Origin of the sequence: Moorena sp. SIO4A1 (assembly GCF_010672065.1) — a bacterium.
Taxonomy (GTDB): Bacteria; Cyanobacteriota; Cyanobacteriia; order Cyanobacteriales; family Coleofasciculaceae; genus Moorena.
The window spans coordinates 1-16,509 of sequence record NZ_JAAHHX010000054.1 but is presented as its reverse complement, the minus strand read 5'-3'; the positions used below and the strand labels follow the sequence as shown (position 1 = coordinate 16,509).

Genomic DNA, 16,509 nt, shown 5'->3' with positions numbered 1-16,509 from the left:
CAACCTTCAACCTTCAACCTTCAACCTTCAACCTTGGCCAAAAGGCCACGCAATCGCGTTCAACCTTCAACTTCCAATCTTCAACCTCCCAACTCCCGAGAACGCTGATAAGACCCTAAAACCGCCTCAATCAAAGCTGATCGAAAACCAGCCTTCTCCAACTTAGCGATCGCAGCAATTGTGGTTCCCCCAGGACTAGTCACCTTATCCTTCAATTGAGCTGGATGCATTTGAGTTTCTTGTAACAGCTGGGCTGTCCCCAATACTGTAGACAGGGCCAACTGTAATGCGATCGCTCTGGGTAATCCAGCTGCCACGCCCCCATCTGCTAGGGCTTCCACCAAAATCGCCACATAAGCTGGGCCTGACCCAGATAAACCGGTCACCGCATCCATCAGGTGTTCCGGAATCTCAACTACTTCACCAACAGCCCTAAAAATTGTCTTTGCTTGCTCCATTTGATCAGGCGATACCCATTTTCCGGCCGCTAGGGCTGTGATTCCTGCCCCAACTGTTGCAGGAGTATTAGGCATTGCCCGGATCACTGGCTGGGAGGCAAAAGCGGTTTCCAGTCGTTCCAGAGGCACTCCAGCTATAATTGAAATCACCATTGGCAACGTTCCTAAGCTGTGACCGTTGTCACCTCTACCCATTCCCAGTTCTGCCGCTACCGCTTCAAATACCTGAGGTTTAATTGCCAGTAACAAAACCTCTGATGCTGCCGCTGCCGCTTGGTTATTGGCAGTGACCCTTATGCCGTATTTTTGCGCCAAACCATCACGGCGCTGCTCCAGCAGCTCACTCACCAAGACCTGATCAGGGTGGTAAAGTTGTTGGGCAAGTAGACGGGATAGGAGGGCTTCTCCCATGACACCGCCACCAATTATGCCAAGTTTTATAGGCAACCCAACACCTCTCTTTTCAACTATTAATGTTATTCATGAAACACTATACACTTGTCAAGTCCTGACGCTTACTGAGCCATCTGATCTGGCTCAGAACCCCAGGCTGGTGACGGAGCTGTCTGACGGGGATTAGGGACTTGGGGAGTAGGTATCTCATGAATCACACCAGACTGAGTACTTACCTGAACACAGCTTGGTGTGAACAAGAAAATACTTTCACCAATACGCTCTTGATGACCATCAATAGCGTAAGTCCCACCAGCCACAAAGTCCACCGCTCGTTGTGCTTGGTCTGGATCCATGATAGTCAGGTTTAAGACCACCGACTTCCGTTCCCGCAGTGCCTGAATCACTTGGGGCATTTCTTCAAACGAACGAGGTTCAATCACTGCCACCTCTGAAATCCCATTGGCTGCTCCAGGCATGCCAATCACATTATTGATCGGAGATGGCCCTACGCCTGCTTCTGATACCGTTGTCCGCTCCCGAGAACGACGTCTTGTCGGACGTTCCTCCTCTGGTGGCGGTTGCACCGGTTGCTCTTGTGGGTAGGGAGTTGGGTAAGCATCCCCCTCCATATCTTCATATTCGTATTCGTATTCCACTGGCTCATTCAGACCGACGAAATCGCGCAGTTTATTAAAAATACCGCTCATAGTCAACTCTCCATCACAACTTTAGTGTAAGCTTCTGCAAAACCGATAATCGACCTTCTCTAGGGCAGCAGTCTTGAGTAGATGCTTAGACTAGAACGTAAACAGTCTAACTTACCCCATAAGCTTACTTAATAATTTTCACCCTTGAGAACACCACAAGGTTATCAATATAGAATATATATCTGCCTTCTGCTTGGGGTGTAGTTGTGGAAACAAACACTTAGCAGAAGGTTATGCCATTATATATAAGAGGGCAATATTGATGATGGATGTGGTTGGGTATATACTACCCCATTACTTGGCTCTAGCCATAACCTAATTTCAGAAAACCCTCACAATCATCGTTTATACCTACTTCTGGCGGTAATATCAGCCCATTCACCTTGTCCGGCTCCAAAGAGTCTCCCAATTAACCCGAACGGGTTTCCTAATGGAACTTATTGGAAGGTTTGCTGATGGATAATCCGAAGCTGCTCATAGTCAGCCGATGAACCACTGCGCCTAAGTAAGCGAAGGCGATTTTCTACCAACAGCCGAGCCTCAGAACGACTGATTGGCTCAAAGGCAATACCATTGGTGGTACTTTTCACCAAAAAGAAAAGTCTCTGGGCATAGATCGTAGTGAACAACTCTTGTTGTTCTTCAACAATGCAAACTCGAAACAGTAGACCAAAATTGGGGTGATGGAGGTAGTTTTCAGAACTCATCAAAATCCATACTAGGCGGTACTTGAGCACCGAACAGTCTGATTTGGGTCAAATAAGTCATTGCCATGACTTACTTTTCCTTAGTCAGGTTAGTGGTATTATGCCAGGGGTTTTGGTTAATTAGTTAATTCAGGTCACACTAGGAGTCACCAAGACCCTAACAATTCCTAAAGACTTTAACCAAGTTATAGAGATAATAGCTTGATTAGTGGATTTGAGTTTGCCAGGGAGAACAATTAGGGGATTGGGTCATATTGTTTCTGACACCATAAGATTTCTAAGATCATGGCAATCTGATCTAACTCACTAAGTCTACCCAAATCTTACATAAATACATCTCCCCTACCTTGGTTGAACTGCTCAATACCGATACCAACAGATTTGAGATAGACTGAGGATTGATAAGAATCCCATAGGGAAAGAGGATGGGGAGGAAAAAAATACACTAATAGTTTTGGCAATAGTTTTGGCAATAGTTTTGGCGGTGACTTCGTGAAACTTTAATAAAGATTGCTCAGAAATCCACATGTTTCAAAAATTCTAGGTCGATAATGGTTCTATAAGCTAATGATTCCCCTAGTAATTAGCCAACAAACTATCCGGATTAACGAGTCTAATGACTGAAAAATTGAATGAACAAGAGACAAAAACTATCAGTATAGAGGTGCATCCAGATAATAACTGATTAGGCGTTTTCAGGATGTTATTGATTAAGGGTAAGCATTTTGCTAATAGCCTAATCTCGACCCTGCAATGTTTGTAGGGTCATTATTATGAATTGATAGTGATTTTACAATTGTCCATGTTACTTTGTCTCAATTGCTGGGCATCAAGCGTGAGTAAGTCCTGGTAAATTGGTCACTCAATTTGGTCACTCAATTTGGATAGTAGGCTGACACACTGGGCTGTTAGTCTGTGAACTTCAATCGATAAATCTTTGAGGAGTAAAGTAGAAACATAATGTTTGACTGCATAATCGTTGGTGCGGGACCGGCTGGTGGAACTGCTGCTTATCACCTGGCTAAAGCTGGAAAGTCTGTGGTGGTTCTAGAAAAAGAATCCTTACCCCGGTACAAAGCTTGTAGTGGTGCGGTTTCCCCACAAGTGCAACAGTGGTTTGATTTCGACTTTACACCTGTCATATCTCTAAAAGCTGAGAGTGTACGCTACACCTGGAAAATGGATGATCCAGTAGAGGTGAAACTGGACACTCAAGAACCGGTTTGGATGGTGCAACGAGATGTTTTCGATCACTATCTCATCCAACAAGCCCAAAAACAAGGTGCTGAAATTCGAGATAATACAGCAGTTACAGGGGTAGAGTTTAAGGGAGACCACTGGCAGGTCAACACTGTCAATGGGACTGTGGAAGGTCGCTATGTGATTGCAGCTGACGGTGCTACTGGACCGATGGCAAAATGGTTGGGATTCAAAGAACGTAAGTCACGTTTAGCATTAGCCCTAGAAGTGCCAAAATCGGACACTAATAGTAAGGAGATCCATTTTGACTTTGGTCAGGTCAAAAATGGCTTTATCTGGAATATTCCTAAAGCCGAAGGCTACTCCATTGGTCTTGGCTCCTTACGGGGTGGTGACCTCAAAGACATCCAAAAGATAGTCAAAGGTTATGCGGAGAAATCCGGCTTAGACCTGAGTAGCTGTCAACAGCACGAAGGTGCCATCTGTGTCTGGGAAGGTCAGGAGAAGCTCCATACACAAAATGCTGTATTAGCTGGGGAAGCTGCTTGTGTGGTGGATCCCATGACTGCTGAGGGAATTCGACCCTCCATGTTTAGTGGGATGAAAGCAGCTGAGGCCATTCAACAAGCTTTGGCAGGTCAAGCTGATGCCTTAGAAAACTATACCCAGGTGATGCAGGAAGAACGGGGAACTGATATGAGTTGGGCTGCTAAGCTCGCTGGTGCGTTCTACAGCTTTCCCGGAATTGGGTACAAAGTCGGCGTTAAAAAACCCGTTGCTACTCAAATCATGCTCAACATTCTGTGTGGGCAATTACGCTACTCCGAAGTAGTAAATCGTGCCATGAAGCGCTTGAACCCATTAAGCGGGGGATAATGGTGATAGGATAATTAATCTTTTCTGGTATCTTATCACGTAAATAGTTGGGGTTGTTGAGGGTGGACGCTTGACTGTCAACCCTCAACCGTCAACAGATAATACCATTAATGTCGGGTAAAAATGACCATACTTGACCCCACCACAGGACTACGGGCAAGTAACTTTCCCTCTAGGTCAGTAATTTCCAACTTGCTAAAGTCTAATTCTTGAGACTGACTCAGCATCCTTTGAGCTAAGGTATTCTGCTGAGCATCGTTGAGTTGGTACCACTCATCATTTACCTTGACCAAGAGCATACTTCTGAGAAAGTTCGCCTCAATTGCTTGAATCAGGTCATTACCGTACTGAGCGGTAATAGCGGCAATTTGATTTTGAATTGCGACAATCAGGCTTTGTTCAGGAGTTAACTCTGGTGTGGGTATGGGTTCCGATTCCACCAGTTGTGATTCCTGAGGAACTTCCAAATTTTGTGGAGAATTAATGGTATCAGCAGGAACTTGTGCCACCTGTGCTGGTGTCTTTGGTAGAAGCGTTAGTGTTGTCCATAGAATGACTACTACCACGCTTGCGATCGCACCAGTCAACATCCAATCAGACAGTTTTTCATTCCAAGCTGCCGGTAGCAAGGAGCGGACTTTTTTTAAGGTGCCATCCCAAAACTGGCCAAGAGTACTAAGAATCGGCAGCAAGCGATTCATTAATCCAGACTTAGGCTCAGAAGACGATAACTTTCCCTTGCCAGTTGTCTGAGGCGATGGACTTGTTGTTTCCAAGCTGTCTTCGGATTTATCTGTCACTGATGGTGTCGGCGGCGTTTGAATTGGTTCATCATTTGCCGCTTCTGGCTGCTGTTTTTGCTCTTCTGACATTATACTTCCTCCCAGGCAGCGCCATTTGTTGATTCAATGGATTAACACTCCTCCTTACTCACTATATGTCGGTTTCGCGTTGCTCAAGCAAGTTGATGTCAGGGGTAAGGCTAACCCCGTATCTATAGCACCTCACCCCTCACAGTCCCCAATTTTTCGGTCAAAATGTTCCCATAATGTTAATGGGAAATTGAAGAGGTATTATACCCAATCAATTTCCCAGTATTAAAGCTCCGTCTTCAAGGTAGGAGGGCTGAGATATTTGCGATTCGGTTATACCGCAGCAAAGTAAACTTTTGATTTAACAGGGTCAGGGTTCATAGTTTTGTCACCTGGTTGCCACCCTGCTGGGCAAACTTCATCGGGATGAGCTTGAACGTATTGAATCGCTTTCAAGGTACGCAGGGTTTCGTCAACGCTACGACCAAAGGAGAGGTTATTGATAGTAGCGTGCTGGATTATGCCCTCCTTGTCGATGATGAATAAACCACGCAAGGCAATACCGGCTTCCGGGTCAAGAACGTTGTAAGCTGTGCTGATTTCTTTTTTGATATCAGAAACCAGAGGATAAGCTAAATCGCCTACACCACCACTCTTGCGGTCAGTCTGAATCCAAGCCAGGTGAGAGAATTCGCTGTCAACAGAGACGCCAAGGACTTCGGTGCCTAGTTCTTTGAATTCTTCAAAGCGATCGCTAAATGCAGTAATTTCGGTAGGACAAACAAAAGTGAAGTCTAGGGGATAGAAAAACACAACGACGTATTTACCACCATAGTCAGACAGTTTAATTGTCTTGAACTCTTGCTCGAATACAGCAGTGGCCGTGAAGTCGGGAGCCAGTTGGCCTACCCGGAGACATCCTTCTGTTGTAGTCATATAGTTATGCTCCTTAAAGTGTGTAGGGTGTCAGTTGGCTACAGATTGCTGATCAAGTGGTGGTCACCTCAAACCGTGCTACCCATACTATTTCTCAAAGTGCTGGCTAAATACATACATCTTGAGAGGGAGTTCATGGATAAGAAAATTATCTACCCAATATCCGATTTTCATGGTCAGACCATGATCTGTAACCAACCACACAAATGGTATCAAATCTAATTGATTATTTACGAACCTTTACAAATATATCATAGTCATAACGATTTTGATTAGTAGGGTTTTCTTCAGGTGCGACAATCACGCGAATTTAATTCTTAATGGTAAGAGCGCACCTAAATATCCAGTATTAGAAAATACTTGATGGAGCTTTATCCTTGATCCTTTCCACCTTATCCTTGATCCTTCCTATTTTATCCTTGATATTTTCCACTTCATCGTTTAAAATTGCGACTTTATAATTGATCCTAAATCCTTGATCCTTCAAGAATACTCAATTCCAACAGGGTTACCTCCCAAACCAATCGCGGTTGAGCATAACTGAGCAGGTATCGCCGAGCTTGCTCTAGCTTTTTAATCATGTCTGGTTGAGTGTGTGATTGCCAGTAGCAGTGTTGTAAATACTTCACTAACCAAAGCTGAGTGTGGGTATCCAGCTTGTTGTCGATTTCCTTTGCCAGTTCCAATGCTTGACGGGATGTGTGGGGTAACTGGGTAAGTTGGGTAAGTAAGTTTGGAGGCATGGCTTTGAGTTGCTCAAAAGCAGCGATCGCTTCCCCCGGACTTCCCTGGGCAATGGCGAGTACTGATGGTTCCTGTAAAATCTGTTGATGACCGGTTTGCCGCAGCACTGTTGTCATAGTTTCGGGCCCCAGGCGATAAAATGGAATCCGCTGACAGCGAGACACTAGGGTCGGCAACAAAGATTCAGTGTTAGGTGCGATCACTATCAATGTAGCGTTTCCTGGTTCTTCGAGAGTCTTCAGCAAACCATTGGCTGCTGGCTCTGCCATAGTTTCTGCCTGCTCTAGTACCACCACCTTGCGCGATGCTTCTAGAGGAGAATTACTCAGAAACCGAGCAATTTCCCGAATTTGTTCCAACCGAATTTGGGGGGGTGCCTGACGCTGAATTCCTTTTTGGACAGCCTCTGTAGCAGAAACAAGTATACCATTGTGGAGATAGGTTGGCTCTACCCACAATACATCTGGGTGATTGCCCTGAATAAGTCGTTTTTTAATTGAGACTTGCCCATCAGCGGGGATACCTTGACAAAACAACTGTTCAATAAAAGCCCGTGCTACCAGACTCCGCCCCACCCCAGATGGACCGGCAAACAGGTAGGCAGGGGCAATGCGGTTGGTTGTAATTGCTCCGTGCAATAATGCGATCGCTTGGTCTTGCCCTAGGATAAAGTCGAACGCTCCTGGAACCATGATTTAAACCGTTCACGGAAAATCTTCTGAATGGAATTATGGACTTCCTCCTCACTGTAGCTAGCATCTACCCGAACAATCCGATGGGGATTTTGTTGATACAACTCCTGAAATCCCTGCTGCACTCGTCGGTGAAATGCTAAGTCAGCTTGCTCCATGCGGTCAACGGTTCCCCGCTGTCGCGCCCGTTCCAGACCAATTTCGACATCAATATCCAGCCACAGGGTGAGGTCACTTTCCAGTCCAGCGGTAGCAATTTGATTAAGCTCCTCGATCAATTTCAAGTCAATACCTCGCCCATAACCCTGGTAGGCAATTGTCGAATCCGTGTAGCGATCGCATAAGATAATTGCTCCGTTGACTAACTGTGGCTTAATCAACTCTTCAACATGTTCAGCCCGATCAGCAGCATAGAGTAAAAGTTCAGCCCGAGGGTGAATCGGTGAGGAATCTTTATCCAGTAGCAGTTGGCGAACCTTAGTGCCTAATAATGTTCCCCCCGGTTCTCTAGTGACTACAACAACGGGCATGGTTTGATCCAAAGTACCTAGACAGTCTTGTAAGCCACTAGCTCGAAGCCAATTTGAGCATCGCTGTAGTTGGGTAGTTTTACCACCACCTTCCACTCCCTCGAAAACAATTAGCTTACCGCTCAAGCCTACCTCCTTTACTACTCATGCATAAACATGTTCAGGACTTACGCAACTGGCACAGTGGATAGCTTAATATAGTACTAAAGTACTATATTAAGCTACGTCTGTGATCAGCCCTTTTTCAGATTAGTAATAGTAATTAATGGTCGTTCGTTTTTTAATTTTTCTGATAAAATTAGAGGAGGGTGCTTTAAAAAATTCAGTTAGTGATGAAATTTACTAAACTTAACTATTGTCAATACTTATTAAGTAGCCACCTCAATTATACTCTCACCAATTTAGCCGAACATTTAGAGCAGATTAGCCATGATCAAATTAACCGTTATCTAAAAAATGAGAAGTTGACCCCACGCTTACTGTGGGATAATGTCAAAGACTTAATTGAAATAAATGAGCAAGCCTATCTAGTTTTTGATGACACAGTAATTGATAAACGATACTCTAGAAAAATAGAGATAAGTAAACGACAATATAGTGGTAATTCCCATGGTATAATCCAAGGAATTGGATTAATAAATTGTATATATGTCAATCACGAAACCAAAAAGTTTTGGGTAGTAGACTATCGTATTTATGACCCAGAACGGGATGGTAAGACAAAAATAGAACATGTTTTGGATATGCTCCAAAACCTTGTCTATTCTAAGGATTTGCCATTTAGAACTGTATTGATGGACAGTTGGTATGCCACAAATAAAATAATGTTATATATCGAAGGTTTGAGAAAATATTATTATTGTCCTCTCAAACGGAATCGACTTGTGGATGATACTGGCAATTCCCGAAGATTATCAAAGAATTGAATCATTAGTTTGGGATGAGAAAGAATTAAACTCCGGGAAACTAGTAAAAATTAAAAAATTTCCCGGCTCCAAAAAAGTGAAACTTTTCCGGGTAAGTGTCTCCACCGACAAAACGGATTTTATCGCTACAAACGATTTATCTCAGAATTCTACGGACGTTGTACAAAAAGAGTGTAAGGTTCGATGGAAGGTTGAGGAGTTTCATCGAGAATTAAAACAATTGACTGGTATTGAATCATGTCAATGTCGCAAGGGTCGTATTCAAAGAAACCATATTGCTTGTGCTATTTTAGTTTGGCTCAGACTCAAAAATTTAGCTTATAAAAGTGGTCAAACAATTTATCAAATTAAGCATGGACTCTTTTCGAATTACTTAATTAACCAACTAAAACGTCCCGACATTACTATGTCTATAGTTTAGTTATTACACTCTCGCCGTGCTCTAGCCCCACCATTAGTTGTGCCAGTTGCGTAAGTCCTGATGTTGATAGCCTACAGCTTAAACCATGGGTTGAACAAGCTCAGGCATTCAGCGGTTCCAATTAGCTTGGCTATAAATTACTTCTCATTAAGCTGTGCTAAGAAATACTGACGATATAAATCACAACTTGGCATGACGTGATTCCCGTCAAAGGTTATCAAACCTAGATTCTTTAATCTATTGATTAAAATTGAATCTAACTCAACACCTCTATCGGTTTGAATCACCTTGTTGAAGAAACTGGCTAACTCATGATTTTGCCTAAGTCTAGTTAATTTTAGCAGCAGATGAACCCTAGAAATTCCCTCTCCAGTAGGTGCTTGCTCAAGAATTTTTTCTAGGCTAAGGTTTTGGCAAGCCAAGTGATAGAGAGCAAGCTGCCTAGAGGGGCGACAATTAGGGGGAAAAATCAGGTATGACAAGGGGTTTAAGGAAATAGCCTCCGGAAAAATCGGAGGCTATTGTCAATAATTTTTATTTGTTGACAACAAAATTATGCAACGCCCTGAATTATTACCAAAAAAATGCAGCAGTAGCTTGGAGGAACAAAAACAAGTCTTATCACCAAGTATAGAGTTATTGAAAGAATGTTCCGATATCTAAAAAGAGTAGGATATAGTATGGAAGATACTAAATTCAATAATGACCGACTTGTTTCTATTATTTTATTGCGGTGCGCATTCCATCGCCTAGGTAATGCGCACCAATATAAATTAATTTAGACTATAGTTGGGCATTTTTTTTAGGTCATAACGGCAAACATAAAGGTGTCTCACTATGTAAATAGTACCACTTAAAAACAAATATTATACAAACGACATAGTAATTTTTTTATCGTTCTGTTTAAACATAATTAATTTACTTGCTTTGTTTTTTTGTTTTTTTAGAATAGTTAATGCAATAATTTATCTCTTTATATCCCCATAAACATCACTATTATCGCCAATGTGTGAGAGCTGCTTTCCTTCTCCAGTAGGCTTTATAGCCTTCATTATCGCCCCCCAGGAAGTTTTAAAACTTACTTTGTAAAAATTTTTGTTTATTTTGAAAAACTATTTGCGTTCTTTAGTCCCCATGACTAGAGATGAGTTAGAACAAGCTCTAGTTGATTGTTGTAATTTTTTGACTAAAGAAGAGATAACAAAATTTTTTTATTATTGTTGTTATTGTAACTAAGTTAAGTGCAAACTGCTATAAGTCCTGGTGGTTTATGGGTAGCGATCGCCCTTCTTTGCCTGAACTAGCCACAGTTAAGGGTGCCTACAGGTAAACTATAACAGTAACCATAAACTATTCCCTGTCTAGGACAATTGAACCCCTGATGCTCACAGACCTTAACTTTAGTGGCTTAATCAATCAGCGCTTCTTCCACAATTTTGTGCCTGTACCAGCAACTAACGCCCTACAACTCGGAGCAAGGACACCTGATTTTGAGCTACCAGATATTACCAATAACCGTCAGACCAAATTATCCGATTATCAGGGTAAACAACCGGTCATCTTGGCATTCACCCGAATTTTCACAGAAAAGCATTACTGTCCCCTGTGCTTCCCTCACATCAAAAACATCAATGAGAACTACCAACGTTTCACTGAGAAAGGAGTTGAGGTGTTAATGATTACGAGTACAGATATCAGGCAAAGCCAACAAGTTGTTAACGATCTCAGTTTACGAATGCCACTTCTGAGCGACCCCAACTGTGGCACCTTTCGCGGCTATAACCTTGGTCAAGCACTGGGTGCTCCCCTACCTGGCCAATTTCTTTTAGATCAGCTAGGAAAACTCCGCTTTCAACATCTATTTTCTTTTCTCAATTCAAATGCTGAAGTAGAGACACTGTTAAATGCCATCGATACCCTCTTATGAGGTAAAGTCAATGGTCTTACCCCTACTCCCTACTCCCTACTCCCTACTCCCATTAACCCACTCCTAGTAAGTCCCTCACCCAATTGAGAACTGCTAGATATAATCATAGTCGAACTTGGGACAAGTGACTCCGGGGATTGAAGCGGCGACTTTCACGGATTTTTTCATAGTACTCCTGCTCCTGATTGGTGAGGTTTTTCGGAGTTACTATCGTAATTCGCACTAACTGATCACTACGTCCACCCTTAGGTAAAGACCAGCCTTTACCCCGCAACCGCAGAGATTGACCAGAACGAATACCAGCAGGAATATTCATACTCACAGAGCCATCTGGAGTTGGTACGTCGATTGACCCACCCAAAACGGCTTCATCTGGTGTGATTGGCACTTCGCAAACCAGATTCTCACCATCGAACTCAAAGAAAGAGTGAGATTTGAGTTCTACTTTCAAATACAAATCTCCCTTTTGCTGATTCAGAGGGTTGACCTGACCCTTGCCTCGCACCCGAATACGACTACCGGGTTTGGCACCAGGGGGAATCCTAACAGTTATAGTTTCACTACCTAGGCTGAAACGTTTTTGGACACCATTAAAGGCTTCAGACCAACTGAGGCTAATGGTTGCTTCCCGGTCAGCACTTGCTCCCGTAGTGTTGTTAAAGCCTGAGGTGCTGCTATAGCCACTAAAACCACCAAAATCATTAAACCCATTAGAGTTAGAAGTACTTGTACGGTAGGAGTAGCTATGACTACTTCTGCTTCCACCACCGGGCGCACCAGTGCTAAAGCGACCTAACAATTCATTAATGAACTCGTCAAAGCTGCCGTACTGGCTAAAATCAAAGCCACCAACATCAACACCGACTCCACTACCACCAGACCATCCTTGTCCCGCTTGCTTCCAGTACTGACCAAATTGATCGTATTTCTTCCGTTTGTCCGAGTCAGATAACACTTCGTAGGCTTCATTGACTTCCTTAAAGCGAGCCTCGGCTTGTTTGTCCCCAGGATTCAGGTCTGGGTGGTACTTCCGGGCCAAACGGCGAAAGGACTTTTTAATGTCATCAGCACTAGCAGTTTTGCTGACTCCTAGGATGGAGTAATAGTCTTTGAAGTCGGTCGCAGCCATCAAGAGTTTCTCCTAATCGTCTAAGATCGTAACGGGTAAGTTATTGCCCTTGGATTATGGTTTATCTACCTCAACGCTAGGGTAACAAAGGTTTCAACTAAACTTAGTTCGGTTCTTCCTCACTGGTGCGATCGCAATTTCCGTACATGTTAAATACTCTGTCAAGGCTGTTTTCAGGGTTAGGGCAAGGTCTTCGGTAGCAAGGTGTTAGGCTAATGCTTGTAGTAATTAATGCCTAGGCTAAGCATGTCTAATCCCTATCCCTAGGGTAAGTTTGCCTAGCGCCTAATTTTGATGTAGATGAACTTACCGTTTCCACCCCATAGGACTAAATCACGGCTCCATGGGGAATTACGGCATTTTTGAGCACTACAACAATGCCATTACGAATATAAAATCCCTCGCTTTCGCAGTTGGCTTCTTCTACACGATCCTTGTTGAATATTTTGACATTGTTACCGATACAAGCATTTTTATCGATAATTGCACGACGAATAACAGTATCCTTACCAATCCCTAAAGTCACTTGGCCTTGTTCTTGGGCTGATAGACGTTCTGTTAAAGATTGATAGTAGTCAGCCCCCATAATTAAAGAGTCCTCGATAACTGTTCCAGCTTCCACTCGCGATCGCAATCCCAATACCGAGTTATTAATGCGGCAGTCTTTGAGAATACACCCTTCCCCAATGATTGACTCTGTTACCCGACAGTCTAAAAGCTTTGAGGGCGGTAGATAACGAGCCCTGGTGTAAATCGGAGCATCTTCCTGATAAAAGCTAAAGGATGGCTTAGGTTGACGAGTCAGGGATAAGTTAGCATTGTAGAATGCCTCAATAGTGCCGATATCTTGCCAATAATCATTAAATAAATAAGCTTGAATGTTATACTTTTGCATCGAGGCTGGGATAACTTCGTTACCAAAGTCTGTGTGCTCAGAATTAGCTTCGAGGAGTTCTTTCATCACTGCTTTACTAAAGACATAAATCCCCATAGAAGCAATATAAGGACTATTTCTGGCTTGTTCTGGTGTAAGCCCAAGCACAGTAGTATCCACTTGCATTTGTTTGAGCAATTCCCCTGTGGGTTTCTCGCGAAAGTCAATCACCTTGCCCCGATCATCAATTTGCATCAAGCCAAAGCTAGATGCCCGTGTCTCATCAATAGGCACAACCGACAGAGTAATATCCGCTCTAGTGTCCCGGTGACGTTGGAGAAATAACCGATAGTCCATCCGGTAGAGGTGGTCTCCGGATAGAATTAGGTATTCATCAACATCCCAGCCATCAAATAACCAGAGATACTGACGAACCGCATCTGCTGTTCCCTGAAACCAGCTTGGGTTTTCGGCAGTTTTTTGGGCTGGTAAAATTTCAACAAACCCTTCTGTCAAGCCAGAGAAATTATAGGCACGGGTAATGTGGCGATTGAGAGATGCTGAGTTAAATTGGGTTAGGACATAGATTTTGTAAATCTCAGAATTAATGCAGTTACTGACAGGAATATCGATCAACCGGTATTTGCCTGCCAATGACACCGCTGGTTTAGCCCGGGGCTTGGTTAGTGGATATAAGCGGCTTCCTGCACCACCGCCGAGAATGATTCCTAAAACTTTTTTCACAAAACACCTCTGAAAGGCTCATGCCTGAACAACTCCAGTCTCTGATCGGTTTGGGGCAGTTTTCAAGGGGGCTAAGCCAGTACTTTATTATAAATGCAAAGTTTTCGAGAAGTCTATGTAAAATCCCTAGTTAGCGCCACAGTAAGTTCGGTACTTTCCCGGTGAACAGTAGTAGGTCAAGGGGAAGAGAATAAAATCGCTGGGTCAAATTAATTGGGGAAAGGTTTTAAGACAAATTGAAACCCGGTCGGGCATTTGTATTGCCAGAGGATGGATAACTCAGATGGATACCTATACCAGTGGGTGTCCGGAATCCCTTTAGCCAATTCCTATAGACCCAAACCCGAAGCCAATTCTGATGCAGCTATCCCTAATTAGCAATTGGTACTAGCTATTGCTATAGATAACTAACTAAACATTTTGAATCACTATAGCAAACGTTACTCTTCTCCCCCCGCTGTTTTGGGGGGCTAGTTGTGATTCTCAATCAGCTCAAGTTATGACCCTGGGTCATTATCGGTAATTTCAAGGGTGACAGGAGTAAGTTCAGTATCTTCGGGATAGTTGGTTTCGTCATCTGTGGCTGTAACAGTGTGAGTGATGGTGCCGGGGTGAACACCTTCAGGAGTGCCATCATCTATAACCCGCACCGTCACAGATCCAAAGCACAGTTTATGCCTGTGGAAGTTATAGGGACTTGGTATCAGTAGTTCCAGTGAGCTTAGCAGAAAAAACCCCTTACTGAGTAAGGGGTTTTTTCTACTTTTATCAACCTTCCTGTTAATCAACCCTTCTTGGGTTTTTTCCCTGTTTTAGAATTGCTGAAAAGGATTTGGATTAAACGCGATCGCCAATTTCTGCCAACTCACGTCCACCAAAAATTGCTGAACCATCAGAGTAGAACTTAAACTCCATTAAGTTATAAAATGGATCTTGGAGGAAAAAGGTGCGATGCTCTGTAAGTTGACCGGGAAAGCGAGTCTTGGGTTGCTCGTAGAAGGGTAATTCTTTTTGTTGAGTACGGGAAAGTAAGGCTTCCCAATCAGCCAGGGATGTAAAAACTAACCCGAAATGTCGAGGATAAATACCCCGCTGAGGTGTCAGGGGTTCTTTGGTTAGGTGAGCCACGAGTTGATGACCGTATAAATTCAGAATCACCGCATGGCGAGATTCTCTACCGATTTCGCAGCCAAGTCCATCACCGTAGTAAACTTTAGTTTGCTCAATGTCGGTAACGGGAAATGCGAGATGAAATAGCACTGGTTTCATAAGTTTTGGTTTGAAGGGAAAACTGTTGAAGGTTTTGACAGTTGAACGCGCACGCGTGGCCTTTTGGCCAAGGTTTTAAAGTTTGAAGGTTGAACGCGCACGCGTGGCCTTTTGGCCAAGGTTTTGAAGGTTGAACGCGCACGCGTGGCCTTTTGGCCAAGGTTTTGAAGGTTGAACGCGCACGCGTGGCCTTTTGGCCAAGGTTTTGAAGGTTGAATGTTTAAGGTTGTTCTTGCCCAGGGATCTCTTGTAGGGTAGGTTGAACGCGCACGCGTGGCCTTTTGGCCAAGGTTTTGAATAAATTCAACTTTATTCAAGAATCTGAACTAATCTGGTATCCGATTGCTTCAGTAGTGTGCTTTGTTGTTGGTTTTTTGGATAATGGGGAATAGGCAATGAGTAGTGGGGTAATGGCTCAGAAGCAATCACAATTACCAATTACCAATTACTAATTACCACTTCTAGCAATTCTCATACTGATGAGGTACACAGGATTTTTTAGCATTCTCCCCATACCCTCGCCCGATAACCCTACTCCCTACTCCCTACTCCCTAAAACCCAGTAATTTGTACCTCACCCAATTGATAACTGCTAGAGCAATTATCAATTACCAATTACCAATATAACTATTTTGCTATGCTTGATGATATTCTTTCTTTAAATCCTTGGCTAGTTGCTGTTGGAGTGAACACAGTTTTCCTAGCCATGGTATGGATTGCTCCCAAAAAGTTACTCACCCCTGCTGGGATCGTCCACGCTTGGATATTAGGGGTACTGATTTGGGGTACTCTGAGTTGGCCAGGTTACACAGTAGTTGGATTTTACTTTTTGGTAGGGTCTGGTGTCACCCGCATTGGTATGGCGCAAAAGGAAGCGGCAGGAATTGCGGAAAAGCGTTCCGGTGCTAGGGGACCAGAGAATGTTTGGGGTTCAGCACTTACTGGAGCGATTTGTGCTTTGGGTACCCTAGTGGTGGATGCTCCTTACCAGCAGTTATTGTTACTGGGCTATGTCGCTAGTTTTGCTACTAAGTTGTCCGATACCACTGCCAGTGAGGTGGGTAAGGCTTACGGCAAACGGACTTTCCTGATTACTACCTTACAGCCAGTAGCCCGGGGAACAGAAGGAGCTGTAAGTCTTGAGGGAACCCTAGCTGGAGT

17 protein-coding genes and 1 pseudogene are annotated in these 16,509 nt (G+C 43.6%); 4 read left to right on the top strand and 14 right to left on the bottom strand.

The genetic code is table 11. From position 1 onward, the window contains the following. Positions 1 to 80: 80 nt before the first annotated feature. From proC to F6K53_RS26885, 4 genes are all read right to left on the bottom strand, one after another. Positions 81 to 905 (bottom strand): pyrroline-5-carboxylate reductase, encoded by an 825-nt coding sequence (gene proC, locus F6K53_RS26900; protein WP_075900396.1) that lies wholly within the window; start codon positions 903 to 905, stop codon positions 81 to 83. A gap of 68 nt (positions 906 to 973) precedes the next feature. Continuing rightward, positions 974 to 1,561, bottom strand: a complete 588-nt coding sequence (locus F6K53_RS26895; RefSeq protein ID WP_293025031.1) for a cell division protein SepF — start codon at positions 1,559 to 1,561, stop codon at positions 974 to 976. A 437-nt stretch (positions 1,562 to 1,998) separates the two neighbouring features. After that, a complete protein-coding gene (pipX, locus tag F6K53_RS26890; RefSeq protein ID WP_293025033.1) occupies positions 1,999 to 2,268 on the bottom strand; it encodes a transcriptional coactivator PipX in 270 nt (89 codons plus the stop codon). Positions 2,269 to 2,628: 360 nt separating this feature from the next. After that, positions 2,629 to 2,796 (bottom strand): hypothetical protein, encoded by a 168-nt coding sequence (locus F6K53_RS26885; RefSeq protein ID WP_293082733.1) that lies wholly within the window; start codon positions 2,794 to 2,796, stop codon positions 2,629 to 2,631. A 432-nt stretch (positions 2,797 to 3,228) separates the two neighbouring features. Between F6K53_RS26885 and F6K53_RS26880 the strand changes: the two genes are divergently transcribed. Beyond that, on the top strand, positions 3,229 to 4,344 hold the full coding sequence (locus tag F6K53_RS26880; protein WP_293025037.1) for a geranylgeranyl reductase family protein: 1,116 nt from the start codon (positions 3,229 to 3,231) through the stop codon (positions 4,342 to 4,344). A gap of 107 nt (positions 4,345 to 4,451) precedes the next feature. Here F6K53_RS26880 and F6K53_RS26875 read toward each other — a convergent pair whose 3' ends face one another. From F6K53_RS26875 to tmk, 4 genes are all read right to left on the bottom strand, one after another. Continuing rightward, entirely contained in the window at positions 4,452 to 5,216 is a 765-nt protein-coding gene (locus F6K53_RS26875) for a hypothetical protein (protein ID WP_293025039.1), read from the bottom strand. Positions 5,217 to 5,489: 273 nt separating this feature from the next. Continuing rightward, complete coding sequence (locus F6K53_RS26870) at positions 5,490 to 6,092, bottom strand: peroxiredoxin (RefSeq protein WP_293025041.1); 603 nt, start codon at positions 6,090 to 6,092, stop codon at positions 5,490 to 5,492. 467 nt (positions 6,093 to 6,559) lie between these two features. Further along, entirely contained in the window at positions 6,560 to 7,528 is a 969-nt protein-coding gene (gene holB / locus F6K53_RS26865) for a DNA polymerase III subunit delta' (protein ID WP_293082730.1), read from the bottom strand. Beyond that, positions 7,498 to 8,184 carry a dTMP kinase gene (gene tmk, locus F6K53_RS26860; protein WP_293030355.1) on the bottom strand — a complete coding sequence of 229 codons (687 nt, stop codon included), beginning with the start codon at positions 8,182 to 8,184 and terminating at the stop codon, positions 7,498 to 7,500. Before tmk ends, holB begins: the two co-directional genes overlap by 31 nt. 206 nt (positions 8,185 to 8,390) lie before the next feature. Between tmk and F6K53_RS26855 the strand changes: the two are divergent. Beyond that, a pseudogene (locus F6K53_RS26855) lies at positions 8,391 to 9,405 on the top strand (transposase). 137 nt (positions 9,406 to 9,542) lie between these two features. On the opposite strand, the gene F6K53_RS26850 reads toward F6K53_RS26855, so the two are convergent. Then, complete coding sequence (locus tag F6K53_RS26850) at positions 9,543 to 9,887, bottom strand: AAA-like domain-containing protein (protein ID WP_293070034.1); 345 nt, start codon at positions 9,885 to 9,887, stop codon at positions 9,543 to 9,545. 899 nt (positions 9,888 to 10,786) lie between these two features. On the opposite strand from F6K53_RS26850, the gene F6K53_RS26845 reads away from it, so the two are divergent. Then, the gene (locus F6K53_RS26845; protein ID WP_293030349.1) at positions 10,787 to 11,332 is read left to right on the top strand and encodes a redoxin domain-containing protein; all 546 of its coding nucleotides are present in this window, start codon (positions 10,787 to 10,789) and stop codon (positions 11,330 to 11,332) included. Positions 11,333 to 11,435: 103 nt separating this feature from the next. Here F6K53_RS26845 and F6K53_RS26840 read toward each other — a convergent pair whose 3' ends face one another. The 5 genes from F6K53_RS26840 to F6K53_RS26820 all read right to left on the bottom strand — a co-directional run bounded on the left by F6K53_RS26840 (position 11,436) and on the right by F6K53_RS26820 (position 15,508). After that, a complete protein-coding gene (locus F6K53_RS26840; RefSeq protein WP_293082740.1) occupies positions 11,436 to 12,461 on the bottom strand; it encodes a DnaJ C-terminal domain-containing protein in 1,026 nt (341 codons plus the stop codon). Positions 12,462 to 12,789: 328 nt separating this feature from the next. After that, entirely contained in the window at positions 12,790 to 14,079 is a 1,290-nt protein-coding gene (locus F6K53_RS26835) for a glucose-1-phosphate adenylyltransferase (protein ID WP_293019000.1), read from the bottom strand. A 497-nt stretch (positions 14,080 to 14,576) separates the two neighbouring features. Further along, on the bottom strand, positions 14,577 to 14,735 hold the full coding sequence (locus tag F6K53_RS26830; RefSeq protein WP_293070030.1) for a hypothetical protein: 159 nt from the start codon (positions 14,733 to 14,735) through the stop codon (positions 14,577 to 14,579). 181 nt (positions 14,736 to 14,916) lie between these two features. Then, positions 14,917 to 15,348, bottom strand: a complete 432-nt coding sequence (locus F6K53_RS26825; RefSeq protein WP_293018997.1) for a VOC family protein — start codon at positions 15,346 to 15,348, stop codon at positions 14,917 to 14,919. Beyond that, positions 15,302 to 15,508 carry a hypothetical protein gene (locus F6K53_RS26820; protein ID WP_293070028.1) on the bottom strand — a complete coding sequence of 69 codons (207 nt, stop codon included), beginning with the start codon at positions 15,506 to 15,508 and terminating at the stop codon, positions 15,302 to 15,304. Before F6K53_RS26820 ends, F6K53_RS26825 begins: the two co-directional genes overlap by 47 nt. A gap of 477 nt (positions 15,509 to 15,985) precedes the next feature. On the opposite strand from F6K53_RS26820, the gene F6K53_RS26815 reads away from it, so the two are divergent. Next, the coding region (locus F6K53_RS26815) for a DUF92 domain-containing protein (RefSeq protein WP_293082727.1) at positions 15,986 to 16,509 on the top strand (524 nt) is incomplete at its 3' end.